Consider the following 16184-nt stretch of genomic DNA (forward strand, 5'->3'; position numbering starts at 1 on the left):
GCTGTCCGCAGGGCTCCTTAGTCATGTGCCACCCTGCAGCGCCGCAGGGTTGGGATGGCTCGGCAGGCTCGGCTGGCCTGCCTTGACACGGCGCACGGGCAGATCGGTCGCAAGGCGTTTCAGGGCGGCACCGCGGGATGCGGATTGAAAGCCGTGTGGTACCACCAGCACGTCCGCACAGGCTTCACGCAAGATGCGTTGGGCAACGCTCTCGAACAGCCAGTCTGCCCACCGGGACGCTGGATGTTTGCCCACCACGATCAGGTCGGCCCCGGCACCTTGCTGCGCCACCAGCACCTGCCGCGCCGGGTCGCCCCGGCCAATGGAGGATGAAAGCCGGTTGCGCCGCGCATCGTACGAGTCGGTCAGCGTGAACATGCGGTCCTGCGCATGGCGCCTGCACTGCTCGCGGTAGATCTGGATGGCGCGCTCAGACACTTCGGCATAAAGCAGCTTGCCCTCATTGGCGGTGCTGATGGCATGGAACAGTTCTACACGTGCGCGGGGGTGGAGCGCCAGGCCCAGCTCCACCAAGCGATGCGAAGCCTGAGAAAAGTCCACTGCCACCATCAGGCTCTGGTAGGGCTGTGCCGCTGCGCTACGCACCACGATCACGGGACGCTGGCAGGCGCGGAGCAACTGGATGGCAGGGTGAGCGCCGAACCAGGCCCGCAACCCCCGCTGCTGGGCCATGCCCCACACCACCAGGTCGTGACCGGCTGCCGCGCGGGCGATATCCCCCACCGTGCAATCCATGCATGTTCCGGCATGAACAGGAATCTGGTGGCGCTGCCGAATCTGCAGCGCATGGTGCGACAGGCGCACGGCCACGTCGGGTGGCGGCACTTCGCCGGGTTGGGAGAGATACACCAGCTGCAATGCAGCCCGATGCTCTGCGCCCAGAAGCGCTGCGCGCGCCAGCGCGTGCCCTCCCTGTTCAGAAAAATCGGTGACGGCAAGGATGAAACGAGGGGTCATGGTGGAACGTCCTTCTGTAATGAACAACGCGCACGCCTCCAGCGGCGGCCACTGCAAGTGGCGCCGGTCTGGTGGGCAGTGATCAGTGAATGCGGCCCGTCAAGCGCTGCGGGGCCGAGCGGCTGCAGTAGCTATGTGAGGTAGTCGCCCGTGGCCTCGGGCTGGAACTGGATGCTTTCGATGGTGGCGGAGCACTCTTCGCCATGGGGCGTTTGCCAACGGGCCACGTCCCCGGCCCGCAGGCCCAGCAGGCTGATGCCTACCGGCGACAGCACCGAGATGAAGCCCGCGGCAGGCTCGGCGTCCTTCGGGTAGCACAGGGTCAGCACTTGGCGCCTGTGGGTGTGCTGGTCCACCAGCTCCACGCGTGAATTCATGGTGACCACGTCCGCCCGCACGATGCGCGGGCTGGTGATATCTGCGTTGGCCAGCAGGTCGTCCAGCAAGGGCGCAGGCCGGTTGCCGACCAGCTTGGTCAGGCGCGAATAGTCCAGATCGGTGAGCGTGCGCTCGCCAGGGGTCACAACTGCATGCATACAAAGCACTCCATCGAATGCGGCGGTGTCCCGTGGGGACAAGACCGCCGCTACCGCGCTTGGCTGGTGCCCGGCGGTGGATGGTTGCGCTACAAGGGGATGAGGAGAGAGGGTGCCGCCGGGCTCAGGAATGTGCTGGCGTCAGCTGACGACGCGCGTTCTTCTTGGCCACCGCTCGCGCGCAGGCCGCTGCGCAGGGCAGCACAGCCAGGGCGGCAAAAGGGAAAACCAGAAGGGTCGTCATAGGCCCGAGTGTAGGCAACACGGGCGGGTTTAAGGGCAATAGCCCCAGGGTTCTTGCCAGATAGCAGCTGGCCCAGACTCGAATACGGGGGACCGCGCTCGCCCGCCAGAGGTACACGCAAGCCTGCGCAAACGGGTGACGGTTGCAAAGGCTGCGCAGAGCCGCACGGCATGTGACCGTCGGCCCTGCGCCATCATCACAGCTTGGCGATGGACACCTCCGTGGACTTGACCAGTGCGACCACATCGGAGCCCACGACCAGGCCCAGGTCGTCCACCGAGCGGGTGGTGATGACTGAGGTGACGATGCCCCAAGGGGTTTCGACATCGACCTCGGAGACGACATCGCCGCGAATGATCTCGCGCACTTTGCCCTTGAACTGGTTGCGTACGTTGATGGCTTGAATGGACATGGGGTTCTCCTTGAATAGTCCGTTGAAAATGAAAACAGTGGGTGAGAGAAAAAGAAAGAATCACACCGCCCAGCGCAGGCCATGCGCTGGCACACCTGGCCATGGCGCCTCGTGCGCAGGGTGGCGATCGGCCTTTTGCAGCACGCGGTCCAGGATGCGTTTTTCGATGGCGGCAAACGCGGCATCGCCGTGCGAGCGGGGTCGTGGCAGATCGATGCGCTGGTCCAGCGCGATCTGGCCGTCCTCGATCAGGATCACGCGGTCCGCCAGGGCCACGGCCTCTTGCACGTCGTGCGTGACGAGCAGCGCTGTGAAGCCGCTGGTGCGCCACAGACCTTCAATGAGGCGGTGCATTTCGATGCGGGTCAGTGCGTCGAGCGCGCCCAGGGGTTCGTCCAGCAGTAACAGGCGCGGGTTGTGCACCAGCGCACGCGCCAGGGCCACGCGCTGGCGCTGGCCGCCTGACAGGCGTGCCGGCCATTCGCCCAGCCGGTCGCCCAGGCCCACGCGCGCCAGCACATCAGCCGCGGCGCCGCGCCGCTCGGGCGGCAGGCCCAGGGCCACGTTGTCAGCCACGCGCTTCCAGGGCAAGAGGCGCGAGTCCTGGAACATGATGCGGGTGTCACCGCTCAGGCCTGCGATGTCCTGGCCGTCCAGGCGGATCGCACCGCCAGAGACTGACTCCAGGCCCGCCACCAGGCGCAGCAGCGTGCTCTTGCCGCAGCCACTGCGGCCCACAATGGCGACAAACTGGCCGGGTTCAATCGTGAGTTCGGTCTTCTTGAGTACATCGCGCGTGCCATAGCGTTTGTCCACGCCACGCACTTCCAGGCGTACGCCCTGTGCAGTTTGGGGATCAGTCTGGGTCATGGCGTCAGGCTCCGGGTTTGAAGAGAGGCACATCGAGGGCATTCACGCGCCTGGGCAACAGCTTTTCGGCCAAAAAGGCATCCGCAATGCGCTGTTGCTCGGCAAGGGACGTGGGCACCACGGCGCGCACCTCATAGCTGCGGCGGCTATTGGCCAGCTCGATCACGCCCGCATCCAGCCCCCACACCGGTGCCAGCAGCGCAGCAGCGTCCTTGGGACTTTGCTTCACCCAGGCACCCGCCTTCTGCAGCTCGTGGAAGAACACACCGAGTACATCGGGTCGGGCCTTGGCATAGGGAGTCCCGGCCAGGTAATAGCGCTGGTAAGACGCCAGATCACGCCCGTCGGCCAGCACCCGTACCGCCGACTGCTTTTGCACGGCGGCCAGGAACGGGTCCCAAACCACCCAGGCGTCGATGGCGCCGCGCTCGAAGGCTGCGCGGCCGTCGGCCGGCGTGAGGTAGGCGGGCTCGATGTCCTTGAACGTCAGGCCGGACTTCTCCAGCGCTGCAATCAGCAAGAAATGCACGCCCGCCGCCTTGGCAAAGCCAATCTTCTTGCCCTTGAGGTCGGCCACGGTCTTGATGGGTGAATCGGCACGCACCACGATGGCCTGGGCGGCGGGCGATGGCGATTCCTGCGCCACGAAGGTGAGGTTGGCGCCGGCCGCCTGGGCGAAGACGGGCACGGTGTCGGCCACGTCGGCACTGACATCGATGTTGCCCAGGTTCAGGGCTTCGAGCAAAGGCAGGCCACTGGTGAACTCGTGCCACGAGACCTTGACGTTCAGCGGTGCCAGCAATTGCTCCAGCGTGCCCCGTGTTCGCAGGATGGTGGTGAGCGTGGATGATTTCTGCAAACCAATGCGCAGGGTCTCGGGCTTGCCTTGCGCTGCAGCCAGGCCGCTGGACAGGGCCGCAAGGGCACCGAGCACGGTGCGCCGATGAATCAGGAAAGGAAGGGTCATGGTCGTGATGAATGCGTTGTAGGAATGTCGGAGTCAGGGCCCCGCAGCTCAAGCCGTCTGGTAGCCGGGGTGCCAACGCAACCAGTAGCGCTCCAGCCCCTTGGCAAACACGTCAGCCAGCTTGCCCAGCAACGCGTACAGCAGGATGCCCACGAGCACGATGTCGGTCTGCAGGAACTCACGCGCATTCATCGTGAGGTAGCCAATACCCGCCTGTGCCGAAATGGTCTCTGCCACGATGAGGATCACCCACATCAGGCCGAGCGAGAAGCGCAGTCCCACCAGGATGCTCGACAAGGCGCCGGGCAGAATGATCTGGCGGTACAGCTGCCAGCGCCCCAGGCCGTAGGTGCGGCCCATCTCAATCAAGCCCGGGTCCACATTGCGGATGCCGTGGAAGGTGTTGAGATAGATCGGGAAGAACACCGACACGCTGATGAGGAACAGCTTGGCCGACTCGTCGATGCCGAACCACAAGATCACCAGCGGAATCAGCGCCAGCGCAGGGATGTTGCGCACCATCTGGATGGTGGAGTCGAGCAGCGTCTCGAACAGCTTGACCGAGCCGGTGAGCAGACCCAGCAGCAATCCCAGCCCGCCCCCGATGGCCAGACCCGCCAGCGCCCGGCCTGCGCTGACCTTGACGTGGGTCCACAGCTCGCCGGACAGGGTCAACGTCCAGGCTGCCTTCACCACCTCCAGCGGCGCAGGCAACACGCGGGTGGACAGCCAGCCCGAAGAAGAGGCGATCTGCCACAACACGATGAGCCCTACAGGCACGGCCCAGGGCAGCAGACGCTGCGCCACATTGGTCACAAAGCGGACCAGCGACGCTGGGAGCAAAGGCCCTTCGAGCGGGAGATCGACGGAGTCCGCCACAGGCGATATCTGCAGCTCTCGGGTGGTCTGTGTCATGGCGTGATGTCCTGTTCGTTATCGGGCTCCAGGAACTCCAGCTGGTTACCCGCCGGGTCCTTGACGTAAAAGCGCAGGTAGCCGGGCAGCGCGCGGTTTTCCACCAGCGGCAGCTCGGCCTGCAGCAGGCGGTGGCGCAGCGCGGGCAGGTCCTGCACCTCGAAGGCCAGGTGCGACACCGCAGGCGCCGGTTGCCAGTGCTCGGTAGGCACCAGATCGATGCGCTGGGTGCCCGCGGCAAACCGCAGCGTGTTACCGGCCTGCAGGCGCACCTCGGGCAGGCCCAGCAGGCTGGCGTAAAAGCGCCGGATGGGCGCCTCGGCCCCAGCCGGGAAGGCCAGTTGCACGTGGTTGATGGACTGGATGCTCATGGCATATCTCCTGCGGAGCAGATTCAGCTTTGCGACGCACGGGGCACAAAGTCATTGGCCACGGTCTCGCCAAACGGCCCCAGCGGGTTGCCGCCAGAGAGCTTCTCGCGCACACCCACGGGCAGCAGCGGGAACACCAGCTCGGCAAACCGGTAAGCCTCTTCCAGGTGCGGGTAGCCCGAGAGCACGAAGGTGTCCAGCCCCAGCGCCGCGTATTCCTCGATGCGCGCCGCCACCGTTTCCGGGTCACCCACCAGCGCCGTGCCCGCACCACCACGCACCAGGCCCACACCAGCCCACAAGTTGGGGCTGATCTCCAGGTCGGCGCGGCTGCGCTTGACGCCACCCGCATGCAGCTGTGCCATGCGGCGCTGGCCTTCGGAATCCATGCGCGAGAACACCGCCTGGGCACGTGCCACGGTCACGTCATCCACATGGCTGATGAGTTCTTCTGCAGCGGCCCAGGCCTGGTCTTCGGTTTCGCGCACGATGACGTGCAGGCGGATGCCAAACTTGACCGTGCGGCCCCGCTTTGCAGCGCGGGCGCGCACGTCGGCCACCTTCTTGGCCACTTCGGCGGGTGGTTCACCCCAGGTCAGGTAGGTCTCCACCTGCTCGGCCGCCAGGTCGTGGGCAGCATCTGACGAGCCTCCGAAGTACACCGGCGGGTGGGGCTGCTGCAGGGGCGGAAACAGCAGCTTTGCGCCCTTCACCGTGAGGTGCTTGCCCTCGTAGTCGAGGCTTTCGCCCTGGTGGCTGCGCGTGAGGATTTCGCGCCAGATGCGGATGAACTCGGCCGACTGCTCGTAGCGCGTGGCGTGGTCCAGAAACACGCCGTCGCCCTCCAGCTCGGCCTGGTCGCCCCCGGTCACCAGGTTGATGAGCAGTCGCCCGCCCGAGAGCCGGTCGAACGTGGCCGCCATGCGTGCAGCCAGTGCGGGCTGGTGCAGGCCGGGGCGCACAGCCACCAGGAACTTGAGCTTCTTGGTCACGGCAATCAGGCTGGAAGCGACCACCCAGGGGTCTTCGCAAGAGCGGCCGGTGGGGATCAGAACGCCTTCGTAGCCCAGGCTGTCAGCGGCTACGGCCACCTGCTGGAGGTAGTCATGGCTGAGCTGGCGTGCGCCTTTGGCGGTGCCAAGGTAGCGGCTGTCGCCGTGGGTGGGAATGAACCAGAAGATTTGCATGGGACAGGTCTTTTCAAAACGGGATCTCAACGAGGTCCGAACGAAATCAGTAGGAGATGGCAAAGCCGAACTGGGGTGGGCGCAAGACCGCGCGCCGCTGCTGACCGTTCAGCCCCCAGGCGGTGGCCGTGACGCACAGAACGCGTCGCAGCTGGGCGTGCAACGGGAAAGGCATGGGCGCAGGCATGGGAAGCTCCTTGGAACGTGTTTGTGGTCTGGGTGGTGGGGTTAGAGCAGATCGACCGGCGCAGCGTGCAGCAGGTTGAGCTTTTTGGGGATCAGCTTCAGGTCGAAGAAGGTGTCGGCAATGACTTGCTGCTCGGCCAGAATCTCGCGCGTGACCGGGGCGGTGCCGAACTGCGCGCGGTTCAGGTACAGCTCGGTGATGGACTTGTCCAGCCCCAGCACGGCAGAGAGCTCTGCGGCTGCAGCCGCCTTGTTCTTGGACGCCCAGGTGTCAATCGCGTTGACCTCTTCGATCGCAATGCGCAACACATCGGTGTTCTTGGTCGCGAAGTCGCGCGAGGTGAAGTAGTAGGCGCGGTTGTTGACCACACCCGTGGCGTCGGCCAGCAAGCGGGCATCCAGCGTCTTCTGGGCTGCAGCGAGGAACGGGTCCCAGATGATCCAGGCATCGACTGCGCCCTTTTCAAACGCGGCGCGCGCGTCGGCTGGGGCCAGGAAGACAGACTGCACGTCGCCGTATTTCAGGCCGTTCTTCTCCAGCAGCTTGACCAGGAAATACTGCACGTTGGAGCCCTTGTTGTAGGCCACGCGCTTGCCCTTGAGGTCGGCTACGCTACGGATCGAGGAGTCCTTGGGCACGATCACGGCCTCCAGCGCGGGGCGCGGCACCGTCGCGCCAGCGTAGACCAGCGGCGCGCCAGCGGCCTGGGCGAAGATGGGCGGGGCTTCGCCCACATCGCCAAAATCGATGGAGCCGACGTTGAGCGCTTCCAGTTGCACGGGGCCTGCGTTGAACTCGGTCCAGGTGACCTTCACGCCCAGCGGGGCCAGTCGCTTTTCGAGCGTGCCACGGCCCTTGAGGATGGAAAGCCAGCCTTTTTGGTGGCCCACGCGCAGCACGCGGCCGGGCGCAGTCGTTTGTGCAAGGGCCGGGGCCCCCATGACGCCGAGAGCGGCGGCGGCCAGACCGGTGAGCAGCGCCTGGCGGCGATGAAGAGAGAATTGTGTCGTCATGGTGATGCTTTGTTTCTAGAAAAAATGGGGCGGCAAAAAGAGGCCAAAACTGTGGGATTTCAGCCCGCGACAGGCACCACCGGCATGAGCAAGAAGGCACCAATGACCACGAGCGAGGCCACCACCAGCAAGGCAACACCCAGCCAGCGCAGGGCGTCGCGCAAACCCAGGGGACGGTCTTCAAGGACCGATGGAGCCTGTGGCTGTGCGGACAGAGGGATTGCGTCACCGGACATGAACAGCACCTTTTTTTGTACAAGCAGGCAACAGCCCGCCCTGCCTGCGCTCAGCGGGCATTACCAGGAAAACAATGGAAAGGACGAAGGCGGGCGGAACGTGGGCACCTGCGGCCAGGGCCGCAGGCGCGTGGTCCGTCAGACGCTACATCGCACTTGCGAGAAATGCACCGGCGCGAACCGTGTGGCCTGGGCGGGCGATGGGCGAAGGGTTTCGGTGACCAGCACGTTCACCGCGTCATCCAGCCGGGCGGCAATGTCGGCCTGCACGTGGTAGGTGCCCTCGGGCGTCAGCGTGACCTGGGCGTCGGTGGCGTAGATGCCGGGCAGGATGCTCTTGGCACCCAGCGACTGCAGCACGGGGCGCAGCGCGTAGTCCAGCGCCAGCATGTGGTGCGGGCTGCCGCCCGTGGCCAGGGGCAGCACGGTCTTGCCCTTGAGAGCTGTCTGCGGCAACAAATCCAGAAACACTTTGAGCACACCGCTGTACGCCGCCTTGTAGACCGGCGTAGCCACCACCAGCACGCTGGCATCTGCCACCTGGTCAATCGCCTTCACTACGGTGGGATGGCCAAAATCGGCCAGCAACAGCGCCTGGGGCGACAGGTCGCGGATATGGACGCGATCCACCAGCGCGCCGCGCACCGACAGGCGCTGGGCCACGGCGTCGAGCAAGGCGGCGGAGCGGGAGCGCTCTGAGGGGCTGCCAGCGATGAGCAAGGCGGACATGGTGTTGGTTCCTTTATTACTACTGTTTTGATAGCTACCAGCGCATGACGGACTAGCGCTTGAGCCTGTTTTTCTTATAAAAAGGACAAACAACGCCCCGCCCGGCCCGTTGGGGCCAGGGTTCTTCCATGGTGGCTGGAGCATCGCCCCAGCCACCTTCGGGGCGGTTGGGCCTGCTTACTTGCGCGTGTAGATCTGATCGAAACTCGCGTTGTCCGCAAAGTGGTCCTTGGCAGCCTTGTCCCAGCCACCGAACGCGTCGTTGATGGTGAAAAGGTTCAGCTTGGGGAACTGCTTGGCATACTTGGCCTTGGCTTTGTCGGACACGGCCGGGCGGTAAAAATGTTTGCCCGCAATGTCCTGGCCTTCTTCGGTGTACAGGTACTGCAGATAGGCCTCGGCCACGGCGCGGGTACCCTTCTTGTCCACGTTTTTGTCCACCACCGACACGGCGGGCTCGGCCAGGATGGAGATGGACGGCGCGATCACGTCGAACTTGGTGCCGAACTCTTTTTCGAGCAAATAGGCCTCGTTCTCCCAGGCGATGAGCACATCACCCTGGTTGCGCTGCGCAAAAGTGATGGTGGAGCCTCGCGCGCCCGTGTCCAGCACGGGCACGTTGCCGTACAGCTTGGCCACGAAGTCCTTGGCCTTGGCATCACCGCCGTACTTGCGCTTGGCAAATTCCCAGGCCGCCAGGTAGTTCCAGCGGGCACCGCCCGAGGTCTTGGGGTTGGGCGTGATCACCTTCACATCGGGGCGCACCAGGTCGTCCCAGTCCTTGATGCCCTTGGGGTTGCCCTGGCGCACCACCAGCACGATGGTGGAGGTGTAGGGGGAGCTGTTGTGCGGCAGGCGCTTTTGCCAGTCTTTCGGGATCCAGCCTCCGTTGGTGTGCAGCGCATCGGTGTCGCCCGCCAGGGCCAGGGTGGCTACGTCGGCGTCCAGCCCGTCAATGATGGATCGGGCCTGCTTGCCAGAGCCGCCGTGGCTTTGTTTGATGGTCACATCCTGGCCAGTCTTGGCCTTCCAGTGCTTGGCAAACGCCTGATTGAACTCCACGTACAGCTCGCGGGTCGGGTCGTACGACACATTGAGCAGCGTCACAGACTGTGCAAACGACGGCAATGCCGTCAGGGCCAAACTGCCCACCAGGGCAGCAGCAAAGGGAAACTTGATAAAGTCGCGGCGAAAGTTCATGGAAGGGCCTCTTTTTGTGAATGTGTTGCGGTGCAAAACACCGATGGAACGCATTCTGGAAGGCCCTCTTCAAAACTGGAACTACTGAGATTTCAGTTCTTAATATCCAAATCATCTGAGCGAAGGCAATTTCGGCCTTTTCGCTGCTCCACCAAAAGGAATACCCATGGCACGCACCGTTCAATGCATCAAGCTCGGCAAGGAAGCCGAAGGCCTCGACTTTCCGCCCTACCCCGGCGAACTGGGCAAGCGCATCTGGGAAAGCGTGAGCAAGGAAGCCTGGGCGGGCTGGCTCAAGCACCAGACCATGCTGGTCAATGAAAACCGCCTGAACCTGGCCGATGCGCGCGCCCGCCAGTACCTGGCGCGGCAGATGGAGAATCACTTTTTTGGCGGTGGCGCAGACGCTGCGGCCGGTTACGTGCCCCCCAGCGCCTGACCCCTTTTTCTCTCTCCATGTCCGAGCCTGTTGACTGGCTGCCGGACGGCACCCCCTACAGCCCCCGCTTCGGCGACCGCTACCACAGCGAAAACGGCGGCCTCGACCAGGCCCGCCGGGTGTTTCTGCACGGCTGTGGCCTGCCCGAGGCCTGGGCAGGCCAATCGCAGTGGCGCATTCTGGAAACCGGGTTTGGCTTTGGCCTGAATTTCCTGGTGACCTGGGCCGCCTGGCGGGCCGACCCAGAGCGCCCCACGCTGCTGCATTTCGTATCGACCGAAGCCTGGCCCGTGAGTGCAGCCGACCTGCTGCGCGCCACATCGGTCCACCCCGATCTGGCGCCGCTGGCTGAAGCATTGCACCGCCAGTGGTGGGGCCTGCTGCCGGGCGTGCACCGCCTGCGTTTTGATGAAGGCCGGGTGCTGCTCACCCTGTATGTGGGCGACACCCAGGCCATGCTGCGCCAGCAGAACCTGACGGTGGATTCCATCTACCTCGACGGCTTCAGCCCCCGGCGCAACCCCGAAAGCTGGGACCTGAACACCCTGAAGGCCGTGGCGCGCTCTTGCCGCCGCGGCACGCAACTCGCCACCTGGACCATCGCACGCGCCGTGCGCGATGCGCTGGCGCAATGCGGTTTTGAAGTGACCCGCGTGCCCGGCGTGCCGCCCAAGCGAGACAACCTGCATGCCACCTTCAACCCGCGCTGGGAGCCCCGCACCCCGCGCCAGTCCGGGGCGACACCGGAACCCTCTCCGCCCGGCCCCTGCATCGTGATCGGTGGCGGCATTGCGGGCGCAGCCGCCGCCGCCAGCCTGGCGCGGCGAGGCTGGCAGGTGATGGTGCTGGACGAGGCCGCCCAGCCCGCTGCGGGTGCATCGGCCCTGCCCGCCGGGGTGTTCGCGCCCCATGTGTCGCCCGACGACAGTGTGCTGTCGCGCCTGTCGCGCAGCGGCATCCGCACCACGCTGGAGCAGGCCCGCTGGTTGCTGAACGAGGGGGTGGACTGGGCGCACTGCGGCGTGCTGGAGCACCGCACTGACGGCAGCCCCGGCCTGTCACCCGATTGGACACAAGGGCCGGGGGCCGCCTGGAGCGAGCCTGCGCCCCCTACTGCCCTGGCTGCTGCCCAGTTACCGCCCGACGCAACCGCCTGCTGGCACCACCAGGCGGGCTGGGTGCGCCCGGCGCGCCTGGCCAGGGCCCTGCTTGGCCAGCCCGGTATTCAATGGCAGGGGAATTGCGCCGTGGCCCAGCTGCGGCGCGTGGAGACACCCGCCACGGCACACAGCCCGGCCATCAATACCTGGCAATTGCTCGATGCCCACGGCCAGGTGCTGGCCGAGGCACCCACCGTGGTCATTGCCGCAGGCGCAGGCAGCCTGGCACTGCTGAACCACCGCTGGCCCCTGCAGCCCGTGCGCGGCCAGGTGTCGTGGGGCGTGCATGTCGACCCGGCAACACCGCTGCTGTCATTGATTCCGTTCCCGGCCAACGGCAACGGCAACCTGGTCCCCCGTTTTCCCATGGGCGATCAAGCCGACAGGGATCAAGGCTGGGTGATGGGCTCGACGTTCGAACGCGATGTGCAGGCCCTGCCGCCCAGCACAGCCGACATCCACACCGCCCATGCCACCAACTGGGCCAAGCTGCAGGGCCTGCTGCCCGGTATCGCGCCCCAGCTGGAGCCTTTGTTCACCCAGGCGCTGGCCGTGTCGGCGCCTCAGCCCGCCCCCGACGAGCCCTCCGCTCTGCACACCTGGGCCGCCGTGCGCTGCACCGCCCCCGACCGCCTGCCCATCGTGGGCCCCGTGGACCCAGCACACCTGCCCGGGCTGTGGGTCAACACCGCCATGGGCGCGCGGGGCCTGACGCTGGCGCTGTTGTGCGGTGAATTGCTAGCCGCCCGCCTGCAAGGCGAGCCCCTGCCGCTGGACGCGAGGCTGGCCAAGGCGCTGGGCACCGAGCGCCTGCCGTAACGCCATCTCGGCAAGTGGGTGGCCAGCGGCGGCCACCCCGCCAGCCCGCGCCAAACCTTGCTTATAAACAAATAAGCATATTGGCAGAGCAAAACAATAGTTTGGATCCATAAGAAGCCCCTCTACATTCGCCGCCATGCATGAATTGGCGTTTGTTTTTGCGGGCTTTGCCGTCGGGCTCATCGTGGGCCTGACTGGTGTGGGCGGCGGCTCGCTCATGACGCCGATCCTGATCTTCTTCTTCGGCATCAAGCCCCACATGGCGGTCGGCACCGACCTGCTGTTCGCGGCTTTCACCAAAATGGGCGGCACCGTGAGCCTGGCCCGCCAACGGCTGGTGCCCTGGAAGGTAGTGGGACAGTTGTGCGCCGGCAGCATTCCGGCGGCGCTGCTCGCGCTGTGGGCGCTGAAAGTCCTGGGGCCCGCCAGCGGCACGGCGCAGGCCATCATGACCACCACGCTGGGCTTTGCCTTGCTGCTCACGGCGGCGGCCACGCTTTACAAGGTGGTGGCGTTTTCTGCCCAGCGCCAAGCGGCCGAAGCCGCTGCCCGCAAAAGCCACACTGGAGACCCCACCCGCCCCCGCCACTGGAGCCTGCCGGTGCTGCTGGGCGCCGTGATCGGCACGCTGGTCACCTTCACATCCGTCGGTGCAGGCGCCATCGGCGTTACGGTGCTGCTGCTGGTGTACCCCATGCTGCCGCTGCCGCGCATCATCGGTGCCGACATTGCCTACGCCGTGCCTTTGACCTTGGTGGCAGGTTTGGGTCATGCGTCGCTGGGTTCGGTGGACTGGCCTTTGCTTGCACAATTGCTGGCTGGCTCGTTGCCGGGCATCTGGCTGGGCTCGCGCCTGGTCACCCGCACGCCTGAGCGCCTGATTCGCTCCGCCTTGTCCATTCTGCTGGCCTGGGCAGGCTTCAAACTGATTCTGATCTGAGCCTCTTATGTATCAATACACCGCTTTCGACACCCAGTTCGTGAAACAGCGCGCCGCGCAGTTCCGTGACCAGCTCACGCGCTGGCAGACGGGCAAGCTGAGCGAAGACGACTTCCGCCCCTTGCGCCTGCAAAACGGCTGGTACGTGCAGCGCTACGCGCCCATGCTGCGCGTGGCAGTGCCTTATGGCGAGATCGCCAGCCGCCAGCTGCGCGTGCTGGCGCAGATTGCCCGCGAATACGACGAGCCCGAAGCCGCCGTCTTCAAGGCTGCCATGGAAGGACAGGGCAAGCTGGGCACCACGTTCCTGCCCAAGAACTGCGCCCACTTCACCACCCGCACCAATGTGCAGTTCAACTGGATTCCGCTGTCCAAGAGCGCCGACGTGATGGACCTGCTCGCCAGCGTCAACCTGCACGGCATCCAGACCAGCGGCAACTGCATCCGCAACACCACCACCGACGCCCTGGCGGGCATCGCCGTGGACGAGATCGTGGACCCCCGCCCCTATGCGGAGCTGATCCGTCAATGGTCCACGCTGCACCCCGAGTTCGCGTTCTTGCCCCGCAAGTTCAAGATCGCCATCACCGGCGCCAAGGACGACCGCGCAGCCACGGGCTGGCATGACGTGGGCCTGCACCTGGTCAAGAACGACAAGGGTGAGATCGGCTTCAAGGTGTTCGTGGGCGGTGGCATGGGCCGCACGCCGGTGATTGGCACCGTGATCCGCGAGTTCCTGCCGTGGAACCAGATCATGAATTACATCGAGGCCATCGTGCGCGTGTACAACGAGCACGGCCGCCGCGACAACAAGTACAAGGCCCGCATCAAGATTCTGGTGAAGTCCGAAGGCCAGCAGTACATCGACGATGTGGAAGCCGAATACCGGCAGATTTTGGAGATCGATGGCGGCCCCCACACCATCCCGCAGGCCGAGTTCGACCGCGTGGCTGCCTGCTTTGTGCCCCCCAAGCTGGCCGACATTGCCGACGTGGCCCCCGCAGCCTTGCAGGCATCTCTGGACGCACAGGCGGCAGAGCATGTGATGTTTGGCCGCTGGCTCAAGCGCAATGTGCACCCGCACCAGAACCCGCAGCTGCGCGCCGTGACGCTATCGTTCAAGCGCCCCGGCCAATCACCCGGCGACGCCACCAGCGAGCAACTGATCGCACTGGCCGACCTGGTGGACAAATATTCCGCCGGCGAAGCCCGCGTGACGCACGACCAGAACGTGCTGCTGCCTTGGGTGCACGCCAGCCGCCTGTTTGACCTGTGGCAAGAAGCCAAGGCCCTGGGCCTGGCCAGCGCCAACGTGCAGCTGCTGAGCGACATGATCGCCTGCCCCGGCGGCGACTTCTGCGCGCTGGCCAATGCCCGCTCGCTGCCGATTGCCGAGGCCATCACCCAGCGTTATCAAGACCTGGACGAGCTGGACGACATCGGCGAGATCGACCTGCACATCAGCGGCTGCATCAACAGCTGCGGCCACCACCACAGCGGCCACATCGGCATCCTGGGCGTCGATAAGGATGGCAAGGAGTGGTACCAGGTCACGCTGGGCGGTTCCGACGGCTCTGACCTGTCGGGCGCAGCCGTGGCCGGCAAGGTGATAGGCCCCTCGTTCTCGGCGGCCGAAGTGCCGGATGTGATTGAGGCCGTGCTTGGCACCTACCGCGACCTGCGCGAAAGCGGCGAGACCTTCCAGAACACCGTGCGCCGGACTGGCCTCGACCCGTTCAAGGAAGCCGCCAAGCAGGCACGCCACAAAGAACCAGAAACCGCTGCAGCCTGAGCCCCGCAGCGTCGTACAGCACAGCCCCACAGACATGATGTTGAAACTAATCGCCGCCCAAGACCACCAGCCGCCTGCCGATGGCGACGCCCGCGCCGTGGCCCTGCCCAACGATGCCGATGCGCTGGCCCTGCCGCTCGATGGCGTGGACCGTGTGGATCTGCACTTCCCCAACTTCACCGACGGCCGCGCGTTCAGCCAGGCCTTCCTGCTGCGCCGCCGCCGTGGTTTTGCGGGCGAGATCCGCGCCACCGGCGACGTGCTGATTGACCAACTGGTGCAGATGCAGCGCACGGGCTTCAGCTCGGCCGTGCTGCGCGAAGGCGTGGACGCTGCCGATGCGCAGCGCCAGTTCGCACTGTTCCCAGGCTTCTACCAGGGCGACGCGGTGCAGCCGCAGCCCCATTTTGCAAAGGCCGCATGATGTCCAGCAGCTCCAGCCTGTTCTCTCGCGGCGCACCCGCCAAGGCCACCGAGGTACACGCCCGCGCCAGCGCCACGTTCGACGCCAAACTGGCGGAAACCCAGGCGCTCCTGCGCCAGGCGGCAGCGCTGGGCACTGATGCCGTGACCCAGGCATCCAGCCTGGGTGCCGAGGATGTGGTCATCACCCACCTCATCAATACGCTGCAGCTCGACATTCCGATCTTCGTGCTGGAAACCGGCGCGCTGCACACCGAAACGCTGGCCCTGCTGGAACGTACCCAGGCCTTTTCCCGCGCGCCCGTCAAGGCGTACCGCCCCGAAGCCGAGGTGGTGATCCACTTCATCCGCACCAATGGCCAGGACGCGATGTACCAAAGCATTGACCTGCGCAAGGCATGCTGCGGCATCCGCAAGATGGAGCCCCTGGCCCGCGCCCTGGCGGGCAAGAGCGCATGGATCACCGGCCTGCGCCGCGAGCAATCCAACGCACGCGCCGACGTGCCCCTGATCGATACAACAGAGGTCGCCACCAAGGGCCTGACCAAGTTCAACCCGCTGTCCAACTGGACCTGGGGCGACGTGTGGCACTACATCGCCACCAACGGCGTGGACTACAACCCGCTGCACGACCAGTTCTTCCCCAGCATTGGCTGCGCACCCTGCACACGGGCCATCAGCCTGGGCGAGGAATTCCGTTCGGGCCGTTGGTGGTGGGAAGACGAAACGGCAAAAGAGTGCGGACTGCACGCCAAGAATTGACTGC

19 protein-coding genes are annotated in these 16184 nt (G+C 65.4%); 6 read left to right on the forward strand and 13 right to left on the reverse strand.

Going from position 1 to position 16184, the window contains the following annotated elements; all coding sequences use genetic code 11:
* Window positions 1–21 precede the first annotated feature (21 nt).
* From ISS20_RS06765 to ISS20_RS06825, 13 genes are all read right to left on the reverse strand, one after another.
* Window positions 22–978 carry a universal stress protein gene (locus tag ISS20_RS06765; protein ID WP_291434987.1) on the reverse strand — a complete coding sequence of 319 codons (957 nt, stop codon included), beginning with the start codon at window positions 976–978 and terminating at the stop codon, window positions 22–24.
* Between the two features lie 131 nt (window positions 979–1109).
* On the reverse strand, window positions 1110–1514 hold the full coding sequence (locus ISS20_RS06770) for a GreA/GreB family elongation factor (RefSeq protein WP_291434990.1): 405 nt from the start codon (window positions 1512–1514) through the stop codon (window positions 1110–1112).
* A 440-nt stretch (window positions 1515–1954) separates the two neighbouring features.
* On the reverse strand, window positions 1955–2170 hold the full coding sequence (locus tag ISS20_RS06775; protein WP_015013774.1) for a molybdopterin-binding protein: 216 nt from the start codon (window positions 2168–2170) through the stop codon (window positions 1955–1957).
* Window positions 2171–2230: 60 nt separating this feature from the next.
* The gene (locus tag ISS20_RS06780; RefSeq protein ID WP_291435002.1) at window positions 2231–3040 is read right to left on the reverse strand and encodes an ATP-binding cassette domain-containing protein; all 810 of its coding nucleotides are present in this window, start codon (window positions 3038–3040) and stop codon (window positions 2231–2233) included.
* Window positions 3041–3044: 4 nt separating this feature from the next.
* Window positions 3045–4007 (reverse strand): aliphatic sulfonate ABC transporter substrate-binding protein, encoded by a 963-nt coding sequence (locus tag ISS20_RS06785; protein ID WP_291435004.1) that lies wholly within the window; start codon window positions 4005–4007, stop codon window positions 3045–3047.
* A gap of 48 nt (window positions 4008–4055) precedes the next feature.
* A complete protein-coding gene (gene ssuC / locus ISS20_RS06790; RefSeq protein ID WP_291435006.1) occupies window positions 4056–4922 on the reverse strand; it encodes an aliphatic sulfonate ABC transporter permease SsuC in 867 nt (288 codons plus the stop codon).
* A complete protein-coding gene (locus tag ISS20_RS06795) occupies window positions 4919–5293 on the reverse strand; it encodes a VOC family protein (protein ID WP_056744268.1) in 375 nt (124 codons plus the stop codon). Before ISS20_RS06795 ends, ssuC begins: the two co-directional genes overlap by 4 nt.
* Before the next feature lie 23 nt (window positions 5294–5316).
* A complete protein-coding gene (ssuD, locus tag ISS20_RS06800; RefSeq protein WP_291435010.1) occupies window positions 5317–6480 on the reverse strand; it encodes an FMNH2-dependent alkanesulfonate monooxygenase in 1164 nt (387 codons plus the stop codon).
* Window positions 6481–6526: 46 nt separating this feature from the next.
* Window positions 6527–6667, reverse strand: a complete 141-nt coding sequence (locus ISS20_RS06805; RefSeq protein WP_165836556.1) for a hypothetical protein — start codon at window positions 6665–6667, stop codon at window positions 6527–6529.
* A 41-nt stretch (window positions 6668–6708) separates the two neighbouring features.
* A complete protein-coding gene (locus tag ISS20_RS06810) occupies window positions 6709–7680 on the reverse strand; it encodes a sulfonate ABC transporter substrate-binding protein (RefSeq protein ID WP_291435015.1) in 972 nt (323 codons plus the stop codon).
* Between the two features lie 59 nt (window positions 7681–7739).
* Entirely contained in the window at window positions 7740–7916 is a 177-nt protein-coding gene (locus tag ISS20_RS06815) for a hypothetical protein (RefSeq protein WP_156379578.1), read from the reverse strand.
* Between the two features lie 138 nt (window positions 7917–8054).
* Window positions 8055–8645 (reverse strand): NADPH-dependent FMN reductase, encoded by a 591-nt coding sequence (gene ssuE / locus ISS20_RS06820; protein WP_056067455.1) that lies wholly within the window; start codon window positions 8643–8645, stop codon window positions 8055–8057.
* Window positions 8646–8822: 177 nt separating this feature from the next.
* The gene (locus tag ISS20_RS06825; RefSeq protein ID WP_056744259.1) at window positions 8823–9845 is read right to left on the reverse strand and encodes a sulfate ABC transporter substrate-binding protein; all 1023 of its coding nucleotides are present in this window, start codon (window positions 9843–9845) and stop codon (window positions 8823–8825) included.
* A 166-nt stretch (window positions 9846–10011) separates the two neighbouring features.
* Between ISS20_RS06825 and ISS20_RS06830 the strand changes: the two genes are divergently transcribed.
* The 6 genes from ISS20_RS06830 (at window position 10012) to ISS20_RS06855 (ending at window position 16180) form a co-directional block, all read left to right on the forward strand.
* A complete protein-coding gene (locus ISS20_RS06830) occupies window positions 10012–10284 on the forward strand; it encodes an oxidative damage protection protein (RefSeq protein WP_010461281.1) in 273 nt (90 codons plus the stop codon).
* A 17-nt stretch (window positions 10285–10301) separates the two neighbouring features.
* Window positions 10302–12263: an FAD-dependent 5-carboxymethylaminomethyl-2-thiouridine(34) oxidoreductase MnmC gene (mnmC, locus tag ISS20_RS06835; protein WP_291435020.1), complete on the forward strand. Its 1962-nt coding sequence runs from the start codon at window positions 10302–10304 to the stop codon at window positions 12261–12263.
* 136 nt (window positions 12264–12399) lie between these two features.
* A complete protein-coding gene (locus ISS20_RS06840) occupies window positions 12400–13203 on the forward strand; it encodes a sulfite exporter TauE/SafE family protein (RefSeq protein ID WP_291435021.1) in 804 nt (267 codons plus the stop codon).
* Window positions 13204–13210: 7 nt separating this feature from the next.
* Window positions 13211–14995, forward strand: a complete 1785-nt coding sequence (locus ISS20_RS06845; RefSeq protein ID WP_291435022.1) for a nitrite/sulfite reductase — start codon at window positions 13211–13213, stop codon at window positions 14993–14995.
* Between the two features lie 40 nt (window positions 14996–15035).
* On the forward strand, window positions 15036–15419 hold the full coding sequence (locus tag ISS20_RS06850) for a DUF934 domain-containing protein (protein ID WP_291435074.1): 384 nt from the start codon (window positions 15036–15038) through the stop codon (window positions 15417–15419).
* A complete protein-coding gene (locus ISS20_RS06855; protein ID WP_291435023.1) occupies window positions 15419–16180 on the forward strand; it encodes a phosphoadenylyl-sulfate reductase in 762 nt (253 codons plus the stop codon). The genes ISS20_RS06850 and ISS20_RS06855 overlap by 1 nt, the downstream gene beginning before the upstream one ends.
* Window positions 16181–16184 lie beyond the last annotated feature (4 nt).

It is taken from the genome of Acidovorax sp. (assembly GCF_016783915.1).
In the GTDB taxonomy this organism is placed as follows: Bacteria; Pseudomonadota; Gammaproteobacteria; order Burkholderiales; family Burkholderiaceae_C; genus Acidovorax.

Excerpts from the sequence above, each read along its gene's own strand:
- ISS20_RS06765 (WP_291434987.1), bottom strand. The coding sequence starts at position 978 with ATGACCCCTCGTTTCATCCTTGCCGTCACCGATTTTTCTGAACAGGGA.
- ISS20_RS06770 (WP_291434990.1), bottom strand. The coding sequence starts at position 1,514 with ATGCATGCAGTTGTGACCCCTGGCGAGCGCACGCTCACCGATCTGGAC.
- ISS20_RS06775 (WP_015013774.1), bottom strand. The coding sequence starts at position 2,170 with ATGTCCATTCAAGCCATCAACGTACGCAACCAGTTCAAGGGCAAAGTG.
- ISS20_RS06780 (WP_291435002.1), bottom strand. The coding sequence starts at position 3,040 with ATGACCCAGACTGATCCCCAAACTGCACAGGGCGTACGCCTGGAAGTG.
- ISS20_RS06785 (WP_291435004.1), bottom strand. The coding sequence starts at position 4,007 with ATGACCCTTCCTTTCCTGATTCATCGGCGCACCGTGCTCGGTGCCCTT.
- ssuC (WP_291435006.1), bottom strand. The coding sequence starts at position 4,922 with ATGACACAGACCACCCGAGAGCTGCAGATATCGCCTGTGGCGGACTCC.
- ISS20_RS06795 (WP_056744268.1), bottom strand. The coding sequence starts at position 5,293 with ATGAGCATCCAGTCCATCAACCACGTGCAACTGGCCTTCCCGGCTGGG.
- ssuD (WP_291435010.1), bottom strand. The coding sequence starts at position 6,480 with ATGCAAATCTTCTGGTTCATTCCCACCCACGGCGACAGCCGCTACCTT.
- ISS20_RS06805 (WP_165836556.1), bottom strand. The coding sequence starts at position 6,667 with ATGCCTGCGCCCATGCCTTTCCCGTTGCACGCCCAGCTGCGACGCGTT.
- ISS20_RS06810 (WP_291435015.1), bottom strand. The coding sequence starts at position 7,680 with ATGACGACACAATTCTCTCTTCATCGCCGCCAGGCGCTGCTCACCGGT.
- ISS20_RS06815 (WP_156379578.1), bottom strand. The coding sequence starts at position 7,916 with ATGTCCGGTGACGCAATCCCTCTGTCCGCACAGCCACAGGCTCCATCG.
- ssuE (WP_056067455.1), bottom strand. The coding sequence starts at position 8,645 with ATGTCCGCCTTGCTCATCGCTGGCAGCCCCTCAGAGCGCTCCCGCTCC.
- ISS20_RS06825 (WP_056744259.1), bottom strand. The coding sequence starts at position 9,845 with ATGAACTTTCGCCGCGACTTTATCAAGTTTCCCTTTGCTGCTGCCCTG.
- ISS20_RS06830 (WP_010461281.1), top strand. The coding sequence starts at position 10,012 with ATGGCACGCACCGTTCAATGCATCAAGCTCGGCAAGGAAGCCGAAGGC.
- mnmC (WP_291435020.1), top strand. The coding sequence starts at position 10,302 with ATGTCCGAGCCTGTTGACTGGCTGCCGGACGGCACCCCCTACAGCCCC.
- ISS20_RS06840 (WP_291435021.1), top strand. The coding sequence starts at position 12,400 with ATGCATGAATTGGCGTTTGTTTTTGCGGGCTTTGCCGTCGGGCTCATC.
- ISS20_RS06845 (WP_291435022.1), top strand. The coding sequence starts at position 13,211 with ATGTATCAATACACCGCTTTCGACACCCAGTTCGTGAAACAGCGCGCC.
- ISS20_RS06855 (WP_291435023.1), top strand. The coding sequence starts at position 15,419 with ATGTCCAGCAGCTCCAGCCTGTTCTCTCGCGGCGCACCCGCCAAGGCC.